24 protein-coding genes are annotated in these 17,912 nt (G+C 59.0%); 19 read left to right on the top strand and 5 right to left on the bottom strand.

Going from position 1 to position 17,912, the window contains the following annotated elements; all coding sequences use genetic code 11:
- Positions 1–36 precede the first annotated feature (36 nt).
- From AC07S6_RS17165 to recX, 15 genes are all read left to right on the top strand, one after another.
- The gene (locus AC07S6_RS17165) at positions 37–819 is read left to right on the top strand and encodes a phage tail protein (RefSeq protein ID WP_223022994.1); all 783 of its coding nucleotides are present in this window, start codon (positions 37–39) and stop codon (positions 817–819) included.
- Positions 820–830: 11 nt separating this feature from the next.
- A complete protein-coding gene (locus AC07S6_RS17160) occupies positions 831–1,133 on the top strand; it encodes a hypothetical protein (protein WP_205548495.1) in 303 nt (100 codons plus the stop codon).
- An 86-nt stretch (positions 1,134–1,219) separates the two neighbouring features.
- Positions 1,220–1,393: a hypothetical protein gene (locus AC07S6_RS17155; RefSeq protein WP_003189022.1), complete on the top strand. Its 174-nt coding sequence runs from the start codon at positions 1,220–1,222 to the stop codon at positions 1,391–1,393.
- A 2-nt stretch (positions 1,394–1,395) separates the two neighbouring features.
- Positions 1,396–2,562 carry a phage tail sheath protein gene (locus tag AC07S6_RS17150; RefSeq protein WP_073453121.1) on the top strand — a complete coding sequence of 389 codons (1,167 nt, stop codon included), beginning with the start codon at positions 1,396–1,398 and terminating at the stop codon, positions 2,560–2,562.
- Positions 2,562–3,068 carry a phage major tail tube protein gene (locus AC07S6_RS17145; RefSeq protein ID WP_034126482.1) on the top strand — a complete coding sequence of 169 codons (507 nt, stop codon included), beginning with the start codon at positions 2,562–2,564 and terminating at the stop codon, positions 3,066–3,068. The genes AC07S6_RS17150 and AC07S6_RS17145 overlap by 1 nt, the downstream gene beginning before the upstream one ends.
- Positions 3,069–3,248: 180 nt before the next feature.
- Positions 3,249–3,821, top strand: a complete 573-nt coding sequence (locus tag AC07S6_RS17140; RefSeq protein ID WP_495112671.1) for a phage tail assembly protein — start codon at positions 3,249–3,251, stop codon at positions 3,819–3,821.
- Positions 3,818–3,943: a hypothetical protein gene (locus AC07S6_RS17135; protein WP_014717169.1), complete on the top strand. Its 126-nt coding sequence runs from the start codon at positions 3,818–3,820 to the stop codon at positions 3,941–3,943. The genes AC07S6_RS17140 and AC07S6_RS17135 overlap by 4 nt, the downstream gene beginning before the upstream one ends.
- Positions 3,944–4,021: 78 nt before the next feature.
- Positions 4,022–6,172 carry a phage tail tape measure protein gene (locus AC07S6_RS17130; protein WP_495112670.1) on the top strand — a complete coding sequence of 717 codons (2,151 nt, stop codon included), beginning with the start codon at positions 4,022–4,024 and terminating at the stop codon, positions 6,170–6,172.
- Positions 6,172–6,555, top strand: a complete 384-nt coding sequence (locus tag AC07S6_RS17125) for a phage tail protein (RefSeq protein WP_014717171.1) — start codon at positions 6,172–6,174, stop codon at positions 6,553–6,555. The genes AC07S6_RS17130 and AC07S6_RS17125 overlap by 1 nt, the downstream gene beginning before the upstream one ends.
- Complete coding sequence (locus AC07S6_RS17120; RefSeq protein WP_014717172.1) at positions 6,548–6,760, top strand: tail protein X; 213 nt, start codon at positions 6,548–6,550, stop codon at positions 6,758–6,760. Before AC07S6_RS17125 ends, AC07S6_RS17120 begins: the two co-directional genes overlap by 8 nt.
- A 9-nt stretch (positions 6,761–6,769) precedes the next feature.
- Positions 6,770–7,771, top strand: a complete 1,002-nt coding sequence (locus tag AC07S6_RS17115; RefSeq protein WP_073844854.1) for a contractile injection system protein, VgrG/Pvc8 family — start codon at positions 6,770–6,772, stop codon at positions 7,769–7,771.
- A gap of 22 nt (positions 7,772–7,793) precedes the next feature.
- Entirely contained in the window at positions 7,794–8,351 is a 558-nt protein-coding gene (locus AC07S6_RS17110) for a glycoside hydrolase family 19 protein (RefSeq protein ID WP_495112669.1), read from the top strand.
- A gap of 152 nt (positions 8,352–8,503) precedes the next feature.
- Complete coding sequence (locus AC07S6_RS17105) at positions 8,504–9,004, top strand: CinA family protein (RefSeq protein ID WP_034126488.1); 501 nt, start codon at positions 8,504–8,506, stop codon at positions 9,002–9,004.
- 83 nt (positions 9,005–9,087) lie between these two features.
- The gene (gene recA, locus AC07S6_RS17100) at positions 9,088–10,146 is read left to right on the top strand and encodes a recombinase RecA (protein ID WP_014717176.1); all 1,059 of its coding nucleotides are present in this window, start codon (positions 9,088–9,090) and stop codon (positions 10,144–10,146) included.
- Between the two features lie 8 nt (positions 10,147–10,154).
- A complete protein-coding gene (gene recX / locus AC07S6_RS17095) occupies positions 10,155–10,622 on the top strand; it encodes a recombination regulator RecX (RefSeq protein WP_186526498.1) in 468 nt (155 codons plus the stop codon).
- A 58-nt stretch (positions 10,623–10,680) separates the two neighbouring features.
- On the opposite strand, the gene AC07S6_RS17090 is transcribed toward recX, so the two are convergent.
- Both AC07S6_RS17090 and AC07S6_RS17085 read right to left on the bottom strand, forming a co-directional pair.
- On the bottom strand, positions 10,681–11,793 hold the full coding sequence (locus tag AC07S6_RS17090; RefSeq protein WP_197900804.1) for an LOG family protein: 1,113 nt from the start codon (positions 11,791–11,793) through the stop codon (positions 10,681–10,683).
- Between the two features lie 293 nt (positions 11,794–12,086).
- Entirely contained in the window at positions 12,087–12,521 is a 435-nt protein-coding gene (locus AC07S6_RS17085; protein WP_034126491.1) for a PA3611 family quorum-sensing-regulated virulence factor, read from the bottom strand.
- A gap of 178 nt (positions 12,522–12,699) precedes the next feature.
- On the opposite strand from AC07S6_RS17085, the gene AC07S6_RS17080 reads away from it, so the two are divergent.
- The 3 genes from AC07S6_RS17080 to AC07S6_RS17070 all read left to right on the top strand — a co-directional run bounded on the left by AC07S6_RS17080 (position 12,700) and on the right by AC07S6_RS17070 (position 14,759).
- Positions 12,700–13,419 carry a tRNA-uridine aminocarboxypropyltransferase gene (locus AC07S6_RS17080; RefSeq protein ID WP_014717180.1) on the top strand — a complete coding sequence of 240 codons (720 nt, stop codon included), beginning with the start codon at positions 12,700–12,702 and terminating at the stop codon, positions 13,417–13,419.
- Positions 13,420–13,670: 251 nt separating this feature from the next.
- Positions 13,671–14,321 carry a response regulator transcription factor ErdR gene (gene erdR / locus AC07S6_RS17075; RefSeq protein WP_003189050.1) on the top strand — a complete coding sequence of 217 codons (651 nt, stop codon included), beginning with the start codon at positions 13,671–13,673 and terminating at the stop codon, positions 14,319–14,321.
- Between the two features lie 75 nt (positions 14,322–14,396).
- The gene (locus AC07S6_RS17070; RefSeq protein WP_003189051.1) at positions 14,397–14,759 is read left to right on the top strand and encodes a diacylglycerol kinase; all 363 of its coding nucleotides are present in this window, start codon (positions 14,397–14,399) and stop codon (positions 14,757–14,759) included.
- Positions 14,760–14,762: 3 nt separating this feature from the next.
- Here AC07S6_RS17070 and AC07S6_RS17065 read toward each other — a convergent pair whose 3' ends face one another.
- A complete protein-coding gene (locus AC07S6_RS17065; RefSeq protein WP_003189054.1) occupies positions 14,763–15,689 on the bottom strand; it encodes a LysR family transcriptional regulator in 927 nt (308 codons plus the stop codon).
- A 125-nt stretch (positions 15,690–15,814) separates the two neighbouring features.
- On the opposite strand from AC07S6_RS17065, the gene fpr reads away from it, so the two are divergent.
- On the top strand, positions 15,815–16,594 hold the full coding sequence (gene fpr, locus AC07S6_RS17060; protein WP_003189055.1) for a ferredoxin-NADP reductase: 780 nt from the start codon (positions 15,815–15,817) through the stop codon (positions 16,592–16,594).
- Positions 16,595–16,726: 132 nt separating this feature from the next.
- On the opposite strand, the gene tsaA is transcribed toward fpr, so the two are convergent.
- Together tsaA and AC07S6_RS17050 are read right to left on the bottom strand one after the other, a co-directional pair.
- A complete protein-coding gene (gene tsaA / locus AC07S6_RS17055; RefSeq protein ID WP_495112668.1) occupies positions 16,727–17,422 on the bottom strand; it encodes a tRNA (N6-threonylcarbamoyladenosine(37)-N6)-methyltransferase TrmO in 696 nt (231 codons plus the stop codon).
- Positions 17,423–17,426: 4 nt separating this feature from the next.
- Positions 17,427–17,888, bottom strand: a complete 462-nt coding sequence (locus AC07S6_RS17050; RefSeq protein WP_005785469.1) for a YehS family protein — start codon at positions 17,886–17,888, stop codon at positions 17,427–17,429.
- Positions 17,889–17,912 lie beyond the last annotated feature (24 nt).

Genomic DNA, 17,912 nt, shown 5'->3' with positions numbered 1-17,912 from the left:
AAAGTGCTGGAAAGATTAACTGACAGGGAGTTGATGATGGGACTTGAAACGACTATCACAAAAGTTGTGGATGCATGTAACAAGCTTACGGAGACGGTTACTAACCAAATTGGGAAGATTGATGCGCGGGTAGAGGCGGCTTCAAGTCAGTTTACTGCTTGGCGTAATAGTGTGCAGGCGAAGGATATTAATGGTCGTGCGCTTTATAAACAGGATATAGACCTCACTGGGTTGTCTACCGACGTGTTTTATCCTGTTTGGTGGACTATGCCCGGTAACGAGGCGGGTGAAACAGAGATTACCGTTTCGCGGGTATATTATCGAGACAGTGACAAAGCACCCTTCGGTGAGGGGGTTTATCACATCGCTGGCTTGAACTTGCAACTCGAGGGTGTCGGGTATATATGGAACGGTGACGCTAACTTCCTGGCTATCAAGCGCATCTCCCAGACTTACCGTGAAACGGTAAGAGGTGTTTCGTTTGGCATGGTTTGTACAGCACGTGCCGTTACTGGGCTCAAACCCATGTACTTGGGTTTGGTCGCTGGACAGCTAACGAATGCTCCACAGTTTTCTGGGATGTACCTGAGGGGCGGGCTGAGCTATACCATCACCAAAACATTTGATTACCCTGTTAATTACAGTAAGTTAGACACTGAAGTGATTATGAAGGATGACGTTAACGCCGATTGGGAAGTTCGTTGGGCGGTGAAACCTTATTCCTTGGCTCAGGCAGAGGTTGCGCTCGGTAAAACTCTCGAAGAGAAGCGCTTGGCTTATTCCCACGATAACGACATTCGCTATACCGCCAAGGTTTAAGGACTGATCAAATGACTTTGTTTATCGAAAAGTTGGTAACCCCTGCGGGTGACTCGTTGATCAACGTACCCGCCAGCGCGCAGACCCTCAAAGGTCTGGGCTTTAGCGATGAGGCCGCCCAGGCGCTGATCGAGAACGCCACGTCCGCAGCCGCGCTCGCTAGCACTATTGCTGCCCGCCGCTCTGCCTACGTCAGCGAAGCTGACCCGATGTACCTCGAATGGCAATTCGACGGTACGGCTGAAAAGGAAAAAGAATGGCGAGCCAAAGTAGCCGAAATCAAGGCGCGCTTCCCCTTGCCAGAAGATAAGTAAACCCACCGCGAAAGCGGTTTTTTTTCGCCTCCCCAAAGCCCCCCCTCGCAGGGGCTTTTGCATTTCCCATCCGGAGATTTCCACCCATGCCCACCCGCCAAACCTACACCGTCCTCATCCCATTCCCCATCGGCAACGGCCATTGGTCTACCGCCGGTGAGGAGCTGGAACTGCTCGACGTCGAAGCATCCGCCCTGCGCACCGCTGGCCGTCTGGAACTGACCAGCGTCCTCAACTCCACCCCGAAGAAGGCTGAATAACCATGGCAGAAGTCCTGAACTTCGAGCACAACGGCATCACTGTGAATGCCACTGAATCCCCCGAGGCCATGGGTGGCCTTGGCGATAACGTCATTGGCCTAGTCGGCACTGCGCCGAATGCCCATGCGTCGATCCCGAAAAACGCCCCGTTTCGCATCAACAGCTTCACCGCCCAGGCGCTCCTGGACCCTACCGGCACTGAGTCGGGCACCTTGTTCCAGGCGGTGTACCAGATCCTCAAAGTGGTCAAGGTGCCGGTCTATGTCGTGATCGTCGAAGAGGGCGCCACCCCGGCCGATACGATCAACAATGTGATCGGCGGCAACGACCCGGTCACCGGTCGCAAACTGGGCCTGGCTGCCTTGAGCAGCGTCCCTGAAGACCTGACCATCATCGGCGCTCCAGGCTTTACCAGCACCAAGGCCGTGGCCGGTGAGTTCGCCTCCTTCGGCAAGCGCATCAAGGCCCGTGTGGTGCTGGATGGCAAGGACGCGTCCGTTGCCGACCAAGTGACCTACAGCGGCGAACTGGGCGGGGCCGACCTGGGCTTCGACCGTTGCCTGCTGGTGCACAACATGCCGTCGGTGTACTCCAAGGCCGCGAAGAAAAACGTGTTCCTGTCGCCATCCTCGCTGGCCATCGCCGCGCTGGCCAAGGTCAAGCAGTGGGAAAGCCCGGGCAACCAGGTGACCTTCGCCGAGGACGTTTCCCGCGTGGTCGAGTACAACATCCTCGACACCTCCACCGAAGGCGACTTGCTCAACCGCTACGGCGTGAGCTACTACGCCCGCACCATCCTCGGCGGCTTCTCGCTGTTGGGCAACCGCTCCATCACCGGCAAGTTCATCAGCTACGTCGGCCTGGAAGATGCCATCAGCCGCAAGCTGGTCAAGGCCGGCCAGAAAGCCATGGCCAAGAACCTCACCAAGTCCTTCATGGACCAGGAGGTCAAGCGCATCAACGACTGGCTGCAAACCCTGGTGGCCGACGAAACCATTCCCGGCGGCAGCGTGTACCTGCACCCGGAGCTGAACAGCGTCGAGAAGTACAAGAACGGCACCTGGTTCATCGTCATCGACTACGGCCGCTACGCGCCGAACGAACACATGGTTTATCAACTCAACGCCCGCGATGAAATCATCGAGCAGTTCCTGGAGGACGTTCTCTAATGTTTACCAACCGAGTCAGACAGGCCATTGCGGCCACCCTTCAAGGCCTGCCGTTGTCCGCAACCGTAGAAGAGTTCACCCCGCCGAAGATCGAGTTCGACATGGAGCTTATGTCCGGCGGGCGCTTTATTGCCGAGGAAATGGCCAAGAGCGGCAAGGTGCTCAACGCCAAGCTGGTGCTGCAAGGTGCCGGCCCGGAAATCATGCTGGCCCTGGGCGTGCGCATGGGCGACGACATTTTGCTGAACGTGCGTGAAGCCGGCCAGGATCAGGATGGCAAAACCTACTTCACCTACCACACCGTCGGCGGCAAGCTCAAATCCCTGGAGGAGGCGAAGCTGAAGATGGGAGACAAGGCCACCACCACACTGGAACTGTCCTGCCGTACCTACAACCGTCTGGAAAATGGCGTTTCGGTGATCGACATCGACGTGCGCACCCAGAAGTTCGTACTTAACGGTGTCGACATTCTTGGCGATGCGCGCCGCGCCGTACTGATGCCTTAAAGGCCAGCGCAATCTGAAGCGAGCACGGTCAAGGTGGGAGCTGGCTTGCCTGCGATGTAGGCGACTCGGTATCCCTGGTGTATCGAGTGGATGCCATCGCAGGCAAGCCAGCTCCCACAGAGGTCGTGCTCAGGTTTAGATTTTTTGCACTTTTCAACACCGCTCAACAAGGAATTCCCCATGGCCTGGATGCCACCGTTGCACATCCTGCTGTCCCCGATCACCGCCGACACCGGTGCAATGATCGAGCAGGTTCAACTCAAGCCGTTGTTCTACGCCGCGCAGAAAGACGCGCTGGCCCGGGCCGGTGATGACGAGGACGACCAGTTCTTCGAACTGGCGAAACTCGCCACCGGCCTGTCGGAAAAAGAGCTCGACCAACTCAAGCGCCCGGACTACGTGAGCATTGCGCAGTACGTACACGAAATGTCGACACGCCCGGCCTCGTTCTTCCTGAAAGAACAGGACGTGACGACCCACGACCAGCCTGTCCACCTGCTATTACCCCTGGACGCCGCCGGCCGAAACCTGTCGGAACTGCCCCTGGAAATGCCCGCCCTGCGCGCTACCAAGGTGATGAAAAAGCTAGCCACTAACAAAGAGCGTGCCGAGTTCATCACCGCCCATTGTACCGGCCTGATGATTCCCGATCTTGCCGGCCTGACCGTGCCCGACTGGACCGAGCTGCAGGAGCGCATCGACGATTTTTTAAACAAACCGGCGGACTTCTTTCGGAGCGCGACATCGAAGTGATTCTCGATGTAGTGCCGCTGGTTTACTCGGTGAACGAAGCGGAAATCCTCGATTGGGAAGCCGGCAAAGCATTGCGCCGCTACGACATCGCAATCAGTCGTCTTGGCGTCAAACAGGAGTAGAGCGCAATGGCAGATAGTAATCATGGAGCAGGGTCAGCCATTGCCAAGGACGGCGTGATGACTCAGGGCGCCCTTCAGATGACAGGAATGCAGGCCAGTCTCAAACCTATCACCCAAGCGCTGCCGAGCCCGCTTGAGGTGGCCCCGGGGAGTGCGGCGAGTTTGGCGCTGGCATTGGCCGATGCCAGCTTGCAGATCAAGCATCTGGCGGACGGGCAGGTACGGTTGGTCGATACGCTGGAGCTGTTCAACGTCTCGTTGCTCAAGGTGATGGACGCCCGGCAAGCTCAAACTGCCGGGAACGCAGAGGGTACGAAGACCGTCGCGGCTACAGACAAGCGCACACCCTCGCAGGCGCTGGACGCCGCGATGACCGATATTGATCAACTGTTGATGTTTGCCCGGCATGAGCGCAAGGCATTGCGTGAAGCCAACCTTGCCATGGCGTCCGAGCCGGTGGTGGCTGCCAGTGGTGCCAGTGCCGTCGACCTCGCGAAGGTCGAGTATGCCGCCGCCCGTTCCGGTATCGGCAGTGATCGCAAGGACGCTTCGGGCAATATCGACCCCGTTGGGCGCCGGGCAGACCTGCAGCAGTTCGCTCGCGACGCTGCGATCCTGGCGACGGCGTTCAAGATCGACGTCAAAAATGCCGGCGAAATCATGGGCGGCTGGCGCGAGTCAATGCACCTTGATCGCGCACAAGCCTTGGACCTTGCCGACGCAACAAACGTGCTGGGCACCCAGGTATCGCTCAAGGCCGAATCGGCGGATATCGGCGCTGTTGTGCAACTCCAGGGCGCTGCCGCGAAGGCTGCGGGCATGAGTCCCGAACAGGCTGCAGCGCTTTCGGCGGCGTTGTTGAGCGCAGGTAACAACAAGGCTGTTGCTGGTGCCGGGCTGGAAAAAATCAGCACCGTCCTGGCTAAAGGCGACAACGCCTCTGCAGGGCAACGCAGTGCCTGGGCAGAGCTCAAGCTTGATCCAAAAGTACTCGCGGCGGGCATGAAACAGGACGCCCCACAGGCCGTGCTTACGGTGCTGGAGGCGCTCAAGTCGCAACCTGCCGAAAGGCAGGCGGTGCTGGCGACGCAGTTGTTCGACGGCAACCAGACGATTCTGAGCCTGGTACCGGTGATCGACAACGTGAAACAGGCCTTTTCGCTGGTCGCAGAAAAATCCACCTACGCCACTTCGACGCTGGGCGACCAAGGTTCGGTGCTGCGTTCGGCCGCGGTTCGTGCGGACTCTACTTACGCGCGTCGGCAAGCCTACGAGGCCAGTACCACACGCTTGAGCACCGCCTCTGATACAGCGCTGGCCCCCGTTGTGGATGCCTCGCTGACCGTAATGAAAGGCCTGGTCAGTGGCGTGGCTTGGCTCGCGGAAGGCCTGCCCAAGGCTGCCGCTGCCGTCGCCCTGGCGGGGGCGGTGCTGATCCCGGTGGTTTCTGGTGTTTTCGGTGCCGTGAAGGACAAGATTTTCGAAAAGGTCGCAGGGAAAGTGCTCGGAGAGGGGCCGGCAGCAGGGAATAAAACCACACCGCCGGACAGCCAGCGCAAAGCCCCGAGCAATGACAAGCACAGCGGTAATCGCCCGTCTGCTTCCGGCCCTGGCATCTCTGGCAAAGCGGCGAAGGTGAGCAAGCTGGCCAAAGGGGTCCCCCTGGGTTTGGTGGTGGCCCAGGCCGGTGTCGAGATGACGAAAGGCGCGATGACCGGAAACCTGGGTCAAGCGGTTGGCACTAGCGTGGGCTCTATCGGCGGCGGTGTTGCCGGCGGTGTCGTCGGTGATGTGGCTGGGATGGCGATAGGCCGAGCGGTCGGCACGCTGGCGGGAGCCGTTATCGGTTCGGTCGTTCCGGGTGCCGGCACAGTGTTGGGCGGTGTGATGGGCGGCGTCGCCGGGGGCGCAATCGGTAAGGTAGTCGGTGGTGCCGTGGGCACTTTCGTGGGCAGTGACGTCGGTGCGTGGCTGGCTGAAAAAGTGATGGGGGCGGGCGATCGCCTGCCATCCCCCACAGAGGTCAGCAAAAACCTCAACGCCCCTCAAGCCGACAACCGCCAAATCAACTTCGCCCCGCAAATCACCATCACCGCGCCTGAGCAAGCCAGCCATCAACAACTGGCGGCGCTCGTGGTGCAACAGATCGAAGCGCAATTTACCCCGCTGTCGATGGACAACCTGCTGGCGACCCGACGCGGCGCAGCACTCACCGATGGAGCTGTGTGATGCGACAACAGATGGTCTTGGGTACTTTTATTTTCGGGCTGTCCCGTGGGTTCGCCTACGACACGCTTGATCGTGGTAGCAGCGGGGGCTGGGTCAGTCTCGACATCATTGCCGGCAAACCTAAATCCAGCCAGGTCGGCCAGGGGCTCGAAACCCTGGCATTGGGCGGCAAGGCTGCGCGTGCCAATGGCATGGCGCGCCTGGATGAGTTGCGCACCCTGCAGGCCCTGCGTGCGCCGTTGCCTTTGGTGGACGGGTTAGGGCGTAACTGGGGGCTATGGACCATCCAGTCGATCAGTGAAAAACAAGCCAGCGTGATCGACGACGGGACGGCCATGGTGATCAATTGGACATTGTTACTGGAGGAGTTCGTCAATGCGTAGGGTTCGAAGTATTGCCGGCGACTCGGTGAACCTGTTGCTCTACCGTGAACTGGGGCGCAGTGATGATGCCGCAGAAGAAGCGTTGTGGCGCTTGAACCCGGAGTTGGCCGAACAGGGCGCGGTACTGCCGGCGGGCGTCAGCGTGCTGGTGCCCGAATTGGACGCGCAACCAGTTGCGAGCCGGCCGGTTTCCGCCTGGGATTAAGGAGCCATCATGGCACTCGGATTTACACCTGTAGTGGAGCTATACGGAGCCAATGCCGCGTTATTCAACGAGCGGCTCTTGGAGTGGGAGCATACCGACGCAGCGGGGTTTGTATCTGATCAACTGAAGCTGACTCTCGATATCGAGGGGCTTGAAGGGCTGCCCGATCTGGGCGGCAAAATTGGCCTGCGTATTGGGTACCTGGAATCGGGCCTGGTGGATAAGGGCGTGTTCAAGATCACCCAGCGCACGCCCTCGATGTTCCCATTGCGACTGGTGCTGGTGGCCACGGCGGCACCGTTCGACGAGCACGAATTCAAACAGCGCCGCACCGCCAGCCATGGGCCGATAACCCTGGGTGCGCTGTTTCGCCAACTGACCACCCGATACGGTTTTTCACCGCGTGTGGCGCCCGAACTCGACGGTGAGCCGATCGCGCACATCGATCAGACCAATGAAAGCGACATGGCCTTTCTGACGCGCCTGGCCAAGCGCTTCGATGCGGTGGCCAAGCCTGTCGATGAGCTGTATGTACTGGGGCGCAAAGGCCAGATCAAGACGCTGTCGGGCAAGGCATTGCCGGATGTACGGTTGTCGATCACCCACGACAATCGTCCAGGTGACCGCGCGTTCATCAGCGCCAGTTTCACCGAAACCAGCCGTGCCAAATACAACGGTGCGCAAACGTCATGGTGGGACGCGGCAGCCGGAAAACAGCGTGTCGTCAAGGTGGGCATCGCACCCTTCAAAGTGGTGACACAGCGATACCAGAGCGAGGACGAAGCACGCTCGGCGGCGCAGGGAGAGATGCGGCGGGTGGGGCGCGAAGGGTTGCAGATCGATGTGGTCTGCCCTGGTAATCCTTCGTTGGCTGCTGAAGGCCTGTTGCTGCTGGATGAGTCGTGGCCGGGGTTCATGCAAGGGCGCTGGTCGATTAAAACGGTGAAATCCAAGGGCGAGCGAAAAGGTGGCTATCGGAGTACGGTCCAGGCCAGCGGTTTGTCGGTGTAGATCCTTCCTTAGAGTAAAACCCATGGTAATCACACATGCTCAGCTTCTGGGTGTCATGCCTGGAGCCCGCCTTCGCGCGGGCATTTTTTTAACCTTTCTAAATGCGGCCTTTGCGGGGCATCAGATCAATACGGCCCGTCGCGTCGCCGCCTTCCTCGCCCAAACCGGCCACGAGTCTGCCCAGTTGCAGTACGTGCGCGAATTGGGCAGTGATCAATACTTGAGCAAATATGACACCGGCAGCTTGGCCGCGCGGCTGGGCAACACCCCTGAGGCGGACGGTGATGGGCAAATATATCGGGGCAGGGGGCTGATCCAGATCACCGGGCGCCGTAATTACATGGCGTGCAGCCAAGCACTGTTCGGCGATGATCGCCTGCTGCTCCAGCCGCAACTGCTGGAACAACCGCAATGGGCCTGCGAGTCCGCCGCCTGGTTCTGGCAAAGCAACGGCCTTAACGAACTCGCCGACAACGATCAGTTCACCACCATCACCCGTCGGATCAACGGCGGCCTCAATGGCCTGGACGACCGTTTACAGTTGTGGGCGCGGGCGAAGGCGGTGCTCTGCGTTTCTTAGGTGCGTTTCGCCTGATCGGTGCGCGCCTGCTCATGACGCATGTGTGGCAGGTGCAGGCCGTCGCGCATTAGCGTCTTGATGCACTCTGTACCTTGCAAGGTCGATGGGCTCCTGTAGGGTAGACAAACCCCCGCCCATTCCTGGAGACGACCGTGAAGGAAATCACTCAACTGGCTGCCGAACTGGGTCGCCGTTTGCAGGTGCTCAGTGCCCACGTCACCACTGCCGAGTCCTGTACCGGCGGCGGCATTGCCGAAGCCATCACGCGGATCCCGGGCAGTTCGGCCTGGTTCGAGGCGGGCTATGTCACTTATTCCAACCGACAGAAGACCCGGCAGTTGAATGTGCCGGAAAAACTGTTCGCCAAAGTCGGGGCCGTCAGCCAGGAAGTGGTGGAGGCGATGGCCCGCGGTGCGCAGGAAAAAAGCCTGGCACGGTTTGCCGTGGCGGTCAGCGGTGTCGCTGGCCCGGATGGCGGTTCGCCGGACAAGCCGGTGGGCACCGTTTGGCTGGCTTTTGCCGTGGGCGAAGAGGTGACCGCCGAGCTTGCGCACTTCCCCGGCAACCGCGACGAGGTCCGCCGACAAACGGTAAAAGCCGCGCTGGAGGGCTTGTTGCGACGAGCTGCAGCAGAAATAGACAATCAGGGGTAGGCGATCTCGGATCTTTGTGGAACAATACTGTCTACTTATACAGGTGTTGGCCGTCAGGCCTTATTGATTACGTGAGGACTTTAATGGACGACAACAAGAAGAAAGCCTTGGCTGCGGCCCTGGGTCAGATCGAACGTCAATTCGGCAAGGGTGCCGTAATGCGTATGGGCGATCACGACCGTCAGGCGATCCCGGCTATTTCCACTGGCTCTCTGGGTCTGGACATCGCGCTCGGCATTGGCGGCCTGCCAAAAGGCCGTATCGTTGAAATCTACGGTCCTGAATCTTCCGGTAAAACCACCCTGACCCTGTCGGTGATTGCCCAGGCGCAAAAGATGGGCGCCACCTGCGCGTTCGTCGACGCCGAGCACGCCCTGGATCCTGAATACGCCGGCAAGCTGGGCGTCAACGTTGATGACCTGCTGGTTTCCCAGCCGGACACCGGCGAGCAAGCCCTGGAAATCACCGACATGCTGGTGCGCTCCAACGCCATCGACGTGATCGTGGTCGACTCCGTGGCGGCCCTGGTGCCCAAGGCTGAAATCGAAGGCGAAATGGGCGACATGCACGTGGGCCTGCAAGCCCGCCTGATGTCCCAGGCGCTGCGTAAAATCACCGGTAACATCAAGAACGCCAACTGCCTGGTGATCTTCATCAACCAGATCCGTATGAAGATCGGCGTGATGTTCGGCAGCCCGGAAACCACCACCGGTGGTAACGCGCTGAAGTTCTACGCTTCGGTCCGTCTGGATATCCGTCGTACGGGCGCGGTGAAGGAAGGTGACGAGGTTGTCGGTAGCGAAACCCGCGTCAAGGTCGTGAAGAACAAAGTGGCCCCGCCATTCCGTCAGGCTGAGTTCCAGATTCTCTACGGCAAGGGTATCTACCTGAACGGCGAGATGATCGACCTGGGCGTACTGCACGGTTTCGTCGAGAAGTCCGGTGCCTGGTATGCCTACAACGGCAGCAAGATCGGTCAGGGCAAGGCCAACTCGGCCAAGTTCCTGGCAGACAATCCGGATATCGCTGCCACGCTTGAGAAGCAGATCCGCGACAAGCTGCTGACCGCAGCGCCGGACGTGAAAGCGGCTGCCAACCGCGAGCCGGTAGATGAAATGGAAGAAGCCGATACTGACGTCTGAAGCAAACGATGACTGTTGTACTGGATACACTCGTCGCCGTTCGGCGCACTGCAATGGACCTGCTCGCTCGCCGCGAGCATGGTCGAGTCGAGCTGACACGTAAGTTGCGTCAGCGCGGCGCAGAGCCTGAGATGATCGAAACAGTCCTCGACCGGTTGACGGAAGAAGGGCTGTTGTCGGAAGCCCGTTACCTTGAAAGCTTTGTGTCTTACCGCGCACGTTCCGGTTACGGCCCTGCGCGGATTCGCGAGGAGTTAAGCCAGCGCGGACTGCAACGTGCCGATATTGACCTTGCGCTACGTGAGTGCGGTATCAGTTGGCAGTCGCAGTTGGAGGAAACCTGGCGTCGCAAGTTTGCTGGGCATCTTCCTATTGATGCCAAGGAGCGTGCGAAGCAAGGTCGCTTCTTGAGTTATCGCGGGTTTTCGATGGACATGATCAGCCGCTTATTGAGCGGTCGGGATATGGACGACTGAGCAAAAAACAAAAGGCCCACTATGAAAATAGTGGGCCTTTTTTTTTGCCTGCAAAAAATTACGCTGTTTCTGGTGTCATCCGTTGCTGTGCCTTGCCCTGGGCCTGTGCCCAGTTCTCCGGCAGGTTGATGTAATCCACCAACTCCCGCAATCGCCCCTGATCGCGACCGTTGAAATTGAACACCAAACGCGTCAAATGGCTGAACCTCGGTTCGTCATGGTCTTCGCCCGTATAGGCGAGTTGCTGGAATTCGCCACTGAGCCGCAGGCTGGCAAACGCTTGCTGCATATGGGCGAGGGCGCGCTCACTCAGGGGATGATTCATGCGCACCACAAACTCACGCTTAAGCCAGCGCGTGGAGTGGAAGTTGGCGTAGAACTGGTTGATTTCGTCTACGGCCTCTTCGGCGCTGTAGACCAGGCGGACCAGTTTGAGGTCGGTGGGCAGGATATAGCGATTGGCTTCCAACTGACTGCGGATGAAATCCAGGGCGCCTTGCCAGAACCCACCACCCGGCGCATCCAGTAGCACTACCGGCACCAGCGGGCTCTTGCCGGTCTGGATCAGGGTCAGCACTTCCAGTGCCTCGTCGAGGGTGCCGAAGCCGCCAGGGCACAACACCAGCGCGTCGGCTTCTTTGACGAAGAACAGCTTACGGGTAAAGAAGAAGTGGAATGACAGCAGGTTGTCGGTGCCATCAATGGTTGGGTTGGCATGCTGTTCAAAGGGCAGGGTGATATTGAACCCCAGGCTGTGCTCCAGGCCCGCGCCTTCGTGGGCTGCGGCCATGATGCCGCCACCGCCACCGGTGATGACCATCAGGTCGGAACGTGCCAACGCCGCACCCACCTCTCGGGCCAGCGCATACAGTGGGCTTTCCACTGGCGTACGCGCCGAGCCAAATACCGTGACTTTGCGCCGGCCCTTGAATTGTTCGAGCACCCGAAAAGCATGGTCCAGTTCACGGATGGCACGCAGGGTGATCTTGGCGTTCCAGCGATCACGGTCGTCCTGGGCCATGCGCAGGACGGTGAGGATCATGTCTCGATAAAGAGGGATATTCGGGCTGTTGGGGGCGATCAACTGAATTTGTGCGTCGACCTGCTGAGTGAGGTCGGTCCCGTTTTCTTCAAAATGACGAAGCAGCAAATCATTCGATTCATAAGGCATTCAATTTCTCCTTCTTTACAGGGCCTGGGTAGTCGACGAGAACGTCGCCTGGGCCACGACACTGCTTGTGTCGCGGCATGCCGCAGGAGGGCAGGCCTTTTTTGCCCTGAAATATGACAGAACAGCATTAAAAACTGTGGTGGGCGGGCATCTGGGATGAACTGATCATGGGCCGAAAAACCCTTGGCTGGCAACCGCTTATTGGGAGTTCATTACGCAGTTTAGTCGTTGGTGGCAAACGCAGAGAAAGCGTGCGCGCCGCTGGGAAGCAGCGCGGGAGGGTCAAGCAGAGGTTACTTTTTCTTTTTCGCCGGAGCCGGGCAATCGGCCTCTGCGAACTTGACGGAAGCCACCGGGCGATTGGTCTTGTTCTCGGTGATTTCGTAGCGCATCACTGCGCCCTTGGCCATCAGCTCGCGGTAGCCCGGGTTGGTGCACACACTGCGACCCAGCTGGAAATACACAGCCTTGGGGTTGGCGCGCATCTGTTCGGCACGGTCAGGCAGCACGCTGAGGTGATCGATCAGTTGCATCCCTTCAACGGTGTAGGCGACTTCCAGGGTTTTTTCGTCGATTTCCCGGGGCAGGTCCTTGTTGCTTTCGGCCGCGACGCTTTGCAGCTTCTTGTTCATTTGAGCCTCCAGCAGCGAGGCCGCGTGGGCGCCCATAGGCAAGACCAGCGCAAGGGCGACGGATGGGGCAACAAGGCGCAGCATGGAACGCAGCATGAAACTCTCCTGATTCGGTTACTGGTGCATAGACCAGCCACTGGGCTGTGCGTTCAGTGGCGCGCAATTATAGGTGAGCCCTTGCCACTACAGCCAGGCGTATCGCTGGTAAACTGCGGGACTTCTGTTTTTCACGAGTTTGTTCCGTGTCGATTTCTTCTACTTCGCCGCGTGCCCGATGAGTCACGCCGTCTCCCGTTTGCGTACCCAGCGTCTGGCGCGTGCCGTCAGGCCGTTTCTCAATCGGGGTTCCCGTGCTGAGCGCTGTCCCGGCTGTCGGGTCATTCCTGAGTACTGCCTGTGTGCCTGGCGGCCTCAGGTAGAAGCCAAGTCCGCCATGTGCCTGTTGATGCATGACGTTGAACCGATGAAGCCCAGTAACACGGGCTGGCTGATCGCCGATGTCATACACGACACCACCGCGTTTGCCTGGTCGCGTACCGAAGTCGACCCCGAGTTGCTCAGGTTGCTGGCCGACCCGCAGTGGCAACCCTACATCGTATTTCCCGGTGAATTCGTGGCGCCGCAACGGGTGGTCAGTGAAGTGCGCGTGGAGGAGGGCAAGCGCCCACTGTTCATCCTGTTGGACGGCACCTGGAGCGAAGCGCGCAAGATGTTTCGCAAAAGTCCCTATCTGGAACATTTACCGGTGCTGAGCCTGGCGCCCGAACAGTTGTCACGCTACAAACTACGGCGCTCCAAGCGCGATGACCATTTCTGCACCGCCGAGGTGGCGGCGCTGTGCCTGGAGCTGGCCGATGACCTGGCCGCCAGCGAAGTGCTGGATGCCTACCTTGATGTGTTCAGCACCCATTACCTGGCTGCCAAATTCCAACTGTCATTGGATGCGGAGGACACCGTGCATACCCGCCTTGCACCCTACATCCCGGCGGGATAACCAGACGACGTTTGCATGATGGCACTGTAAGCCCGCAACCCGCTAAAATCCCCACGGGCGTAGTGCTTGACCCTCCAGGCTACGCTGGGCATGCTGTGCGCCGATTGGGTGCAACCGTGAATTATCGACGTCGTTTCATGTGTTTTTGACGTTGAACGGGCCCTGTGGCGATCGCTGCCTGGCCGTCGCCTCGTGTATTGGTGAACCCTGAACCCATCAGGGCTCCCATAAAAAACAGGATCATTTAACCAATGGCCACATACGAAATCCTGATTGCCGATGACCACCCGCTGTTTCGCAGCGCACTGCATCAGGCCGTAACCCTGGGCCTTGGCCCCGATGTACGTCTGGTCGAAGTGGCCAGCATTGCCGAACTGGAAGCCCGCCTGACTGAAAAATCCGACTGGGATCTGGTGTTGCTCGACCTGAACATGCCGGGCGCGTACGGTTTCTCCGGGCTGGTGCTGCTGCGCGGCCAATACCCGCAGATCCCCGTGGTGATGGTGTCGGCCCAGGAAGAAGCCGACGTGGTGGTGCGCTCCAAAGAGTTTGGCGCCAGCGGCTTCATTCCCAAGTCCAGCGCGATGGAAGATATCCAGAAAGCCGTGCGCACGGTGTTGGACGGCGATGTGTCCTGGCCACCCCAGGCGTTTGAAGAAATCAATGTGTCCGATGAAGCCAAGGCCGCCCGCGATGGCCTGGCCAGCTTGACGCCCCAGCAGTTCCGGGTATTGACCATGGTCTGCGAAGGGTTGTTGAACAAGCAGATTGCTTACGAATTGAGTGTGTCGGAAGCGACCATCAAGGCCCACGTTACGGCGATTTTCCGTAAGTTGGGCGTGCGTACGCGCACTCAGGCGGCGTTGCTTTTGCAGCAACTCGAGTCCATCTCGCAACATTAAGTTACAGCCGCTTCACGCTTTTTTGACTTTGCGTGATCTAGCTTCCCCACTTCTTTGGTTCAGTTGCCTACATCTATGTCGCCTTTCAAGGGTCAAACCGGTATCAAACGTATCTTCAATGCAGGGGGCTATTCCCTGGATGGCCTGCGTGCGGCTTTCACTGGCGAGGCGGCATTCCGCCAGTTGGTGTTGCTGAACGTCATCCTGATCCCCTTGAGCTTTTTCCTGCAGGTCAGCCGGGTTGAACGGGCGCTGCTGATTGCAGTGTGTTTGTTGGCGCTGATCGTCGAATTGCTCAACTCAGCGGTAGAAGCGGCCATTGACCGTATTTCCCTGGACCGCCACCCGCTGTCGAAAAACGCCAAGGACATGGGCAGCGCCGCGCAATTCGTGGCACTGACCATGATCACCCTGGTATGGGCCGTAATCCTGATCTGACGATCAAGCGATACTCGGCAGCACGATCTCGTCGCTGCGCTGCACCCCAGCGGTGAAGGCGCGGCACAGTTCGAGAAACTCGCGCATCGCCGAGGTCTGGTACTTCTGCTTGTGCCAGATGAAGTAGAACTGCCGGGCCAAGTCCAGGTCCGGGGTTTCCACCGGCACCAGGCTGCCACGGCGGAAGGCATCGCGCAGCGCCAGCCGCGAAATGCAGCCAATCCCCAAGCCCGACTCCACTGCCCGTTTGATCGCCTCGGTGTGTTCCAGCTCCAGGCGGATATTCAGCGCGCTGCGGTGATGACGCATTGCCTGATCAAAGGTCAGTCGCGTGCCCGAGCCCTGTTCCCGCAGGATCCACGCTTCGTGGGTCAACTCGTCCATGGTGGCCACCCCACGCTTGGCCAAATGATGCTGGGGCGCACAGAACACCACCAGCTCATCTTCTACCCAGGTCTGCACCTCGATATCCGGGTGGCTACAGTCGCCTTCGATTAGACCCAGGTCAATTTCGTAGTGGGCAACCTGATGCACGATATGGGCAGTGTTCTGCACATGCAGCTTTACCTGGCTCTCGGGGTGTTGCTGCATAAAGCTGCCAATCAGCAGTGTCGCCAGGTAATTGCCTATGGTCAGCGTGGCGCCGACCGCCAGGGAGCCGAAGCCTGACTTGCCGTTGAGCAGGTCTTCGATCTCCTTGGCCTGGTCCAGCAATGCCACCGCCTGGGGCAACAGCTGGTGACCGAGGGCGTTGAGGCTCAGGCGCTTACCGGCGCGGTCGAATAATTGACAGCTGGATTGACGCTCCAGCTCGGTAATCGAGGTGCTGGCGGCGGATTGAGATAAGGCCAGAAGGCCAGCAGCGCGCGAGACGCTTTCCTGCTGGGCGACGGCGACGAAAACTTGCAGTTGACGGAGAGTAAATCGCATATCGATATAACCGATAACCCTTATCTTAATAATCCAGTTAACAGATATTGTCGCCGCCATTAGAATGCTGTGCAATTGCGCATCCATACCTTTGGCGCAGACCCATTTCCAGGAGTCCCCCGTACATGAGCAACATGAACCACGAGCGTGTCCTCAGTGTTCATCACTGGAACGACACTCTGTTCAGCTTCAAGTGCACCCGCGATCCGGGCCTGCGCTTCGAGAACGGTCAGTTCGTGATGATCGGCCTGCAACAGCCCAACGGCCGCCCGCTCATGCGCGCTTACTCCATTGCCAGCCCGAACTGGGAAGAGCATCTGGAGTTCTTCAGCATCAAGGTGCCCGATGGCCCGCTCACTTCCCAGTTGCAGCATCTGAAGGAAGGCGACGAGATCATCATCAGCAAAAAACCGACAGGCACCCTGGTGCTTGACGATTTGAAGCCGGGCAAGCATCTGTACCTGCTCAGCACCGGTACTGGCCTCGCTCCATTCATGAGCGTGATCCAGGACCCGGAGACCTATGAGCGTTTCGAAAAAGTCATCCTGTGCCACGGCGTGCGCTACGTCAACGAAGTCGCCTACCGCGAATTCATCACCGAGCACCTGCCGCAGAACGAGTTCTTCGGCGAGGCCCTGCGTGACAAGTTGATCTACTACCCGACCGTGACCCGCGAGCCGTTCGAAAACGAAGGTCGCCTGACCGACCTGATGCGCAGCGGCAAACTGTTCAGCGACATCGGCCTGCCACCGATCAACCCCGAGGACGACCGCGCCATGCTGTGCGGCAGCCCAAGCATGTTGGATGAGACCAGCGAAGTGTTGAACAGCTTCGGCCTGAAGGTATCGCCACGGATGCGTGAGCCGGGTGATTATTTGATCGAGCGTGCGTTCGTCGAGAAGTAATACAGAGTCAGTAACACCGGCGATCCAAAAAGTGTGGGAGCTGGCTTGCCTGCGATAGCATCACCTCGGTTCAACTGAACCACTGAGGTGTCTGCATCGCAGGCAAGCCAGCTCCCACATTTGGTTTTCGCCCTATTTAGCCGAAACCACTTCCAGCACACAAATCATCCCCGGCTCCGGGTAGTGCCAGCGCACATCCACATCCCAGAACCGCACACCGTATTCACGCTCAGGACCGGGCGTTTGGTAGGCCGGTCGCGGATCTTGCGCCAGGCACTGATCAATCAACTCCACCAACGGTTCACCAAGGCGCTGTGCATGGCCTTGCGCCTGTTGCAGTGCAGCCTTGAGCCATTGCACGCCGATCAGCGCGGGCGCATCGCTGGCGATGTCGTTGGTGGCCGCATCCACGATATCGGCATAAGGCACATACGGCTTGATATCCAACACCGGCGTGCCATCGAGCAAATCTATGCCGGAAATCCACAGGCGCCCCGGTTCCACCTTGTCCAGCTTCACCACCGACTGGCCGATGCCATTGGGACGATGGGTTGCGCGGGTGGCAAACACGCCCATGGACGTATTGCCGCCCAGGCGTGGCGGGCGCACTTTCAGGCGTGGCTTGTCTTCCAGGGCCTGATGAAACAGAAACAGCAGCCACACATGGCTGACCTGCTCCAGCCCCTGCACCGCCTCACCCTGGTCGAACGGCGCCACCAGCTCCAGCACGCCACGGGCAGCCGGTGCCAGTTGCGGTTGGCGCGGGATGGCGAACTTCTCCTTGAAACAGGAGCGTACGAAGCCGACGGGCGAGACCTGGTAACTCATGGGCTTAGGCACGGACCCGCAAGGTCAGGCCCTTGAGGAAGTTACGCAGCAGCTGATCGCCACAGGTGCGGTAGTTGGTATGACCAAACTTGCGAAACAGCGCGCTCAGCTCTGGCTTGGACACCGGGAACTCCGCCGCCTTGAGGATTGCATGCATGTCGTCTTCCTTCAGTTCGAAGGCCACGCGCAGCTTTTTCAGGATGATGTTGTTGGTCACCGGGGTTTCGATCGGCTGCGGCGGGCGGCTTTCGTCCTTGCCGCGCTTGAAAATCACCAAGCCATCGAGGAAGTGGGCCATGACTTCATCCGGGCAGAACACGAAGCCTTCTTCCTCATCTTTTTTGAGGTAGGTGAGCAGGTCTTCCTTGGTCACGTCCATGCCGCCGAGCTTGATGATCTCGACCATCTTGTTGTCGCTGATGTCGAGCATGTAGCGCACGCTGCGCAGTACGTCGTTGTGAATCATGGTGGGCAATCCTGGTATTCAACT

This window comes from Pseudomonas sp. GW821-FHT07B01, from assembly GCF_059419065.1.
Note: the sequence above shows the minus strand (reverse complement) of the source record. Positions and strands in the feature narration are given on the sequence as shown.